Raw genomic sequence first — 648 nt, 5'->3', positions numbered from 1 at the left:
TGCGCTGGAAGTGGACGCGGCATCTCTGCCAAGTGGTGCTGAGAACCTTCGAGATAGCGGCCTTGATGCCCTCGTGGGCGTCGCTGATCACCAGCTTGACCCCGCGCAGGCCCCGGCGGGTGAGCTTCCGCAGGAACTCCGTCCAGATCGGCTCGGCCTCGGAGGTGCCGATGTCCAGGCCCAGAACCTCGCGCCGCCCGGTGTTCACCCCGATCGCGATGATGACGGCGACCGAGACGATCCGACCGCCCCGCCGGACCTTGAGGTAGGTCGCGTCGATCCAGAGGTAGGGCCAGTCGCCTTCGAGCGGGCGGTTCAGGAAGGCTTCACCTTGCCGTCGATCTCTTCGCAGAGCCGCGAGACCTGGCTCTTGCTGATCCCCGACATGCCCATGGCCTTGACCAGGTCATCGACCGATCGCGTCGAGATGCCTTGAGCATAGGCCTCCTGGATCACCGCCGTCAGCGCCTCGGCCATGCGCCGCGGCTCCAGGAAGCCGGGGAAGTAGCTGCCCTTCCGCAGCTTCGGGATGCGCAGCTAGACGGTCCCGGCGCTCGTCTCCCAGTCCCGATCGCGATAGCCGTTGCGCTGTGTCCGCCGCGCCGGGTCCTTCTCGCCGTAGGCCGCGCCCGTCACGGCGCCGACCTC

General features: G+C 67.9%; 1 pseudogene. It reads right to left on the bottom strand.

What is annotated here, in order from left to right:
* Window positions 1–648: pseudogene (locus tag Q0938_RS19180) on the bottom strand (IS256 family transposase); the annotation flags it as partial.

The organism is uncultured Paracoccus sp. (genome assembly GCF_947496875.1).
Classification (GTDB): Bacteria; Pseudomonadota; Alphaproteobacteria; order Rhodobacterales; family Rhodobacteraceae; genus Paracoccus.
Note: the sequence above shows the minus strand (reverse complement) of the source record. Positions and strands in the feature narration are given on the sequence as shown.